Source organism: Bartonella capreoli (assembly GCF_902813205.1).
In the GTDB taxonomy this organism is placed as follows: domain Bacteria; phylum Pseudomonadota; class Alphaproteobacteria; order Rhizobiales; family Rhizobiaceae; genus Bartonella; species Bartonella schoenbuchensis.
This window is the reverse complement of the sequence record NZ_CADDZX010000121.1, coordinates 1-543: the sequence shown is the minus strand read 5'-3', so window position 1 is coordinate 543 and position 543 is coordinate 1. Positions and strand designations below refer to the sequence as shown.

The 543-nt window shown below is 38.1% G+C and carries 1 protein-coding gene; it reads right to left on the bottom strand.

From position 1 onward, the window contains the following. Positions 1-543, bottom strand: a 543-nt coding sequence (locus J7R05_RS07635) for a topoisomerase DNA-binding C4 zinc finger domain-containing protein (protein WP_208541807.1), incomplete at both ends; no start/stop codon positions are given.

The following is a 543-nucleotide window of genomic DNA, read 5'->3' as shown; positions in this document are numbered from 1 at the left end:
AAAACGTCCATTGCGAAGAGAGATATCTTTTCCTGTTTTAGGATCGACACCAAGCATAATAGGTTCGTCATTACGTATGACTTCATTTTCTTCTCCAACGTCTGTTCCAAGTTGGCGTGTATATTTGCACTCGGGATAATTAGAGCAGCCAACAAATGCACCATAACGCCCTAGCTTTAATGATAATTTACCGTTTGTACAGAGAGGACAAGAACGGACATCACTTCCGTCTTCACGTATAGGAAAAGCGAGAGGTGCTAATGTCACGTTTAAAACGTCAAGAACATTGGTTATACGTAATTCTTTGATATTGGTAATAGACGCATTAAATCCATCCCAAAAATCGCGCATTACATCTTTCCAAGAAAGTTTTCCATCTGATATAAGATCCAGTTTTTCCTCAAGATCTGCTGTGAATCCGTATTCTACATAGCGATTAAAGAAATTTTCCAGAAAAGCTGTAACGATACGCCCTTTAGCATCAGGAATAAGTTTTCGTTTATCAATTATAATATATCCACGATCACACAGTGTGGACAATGT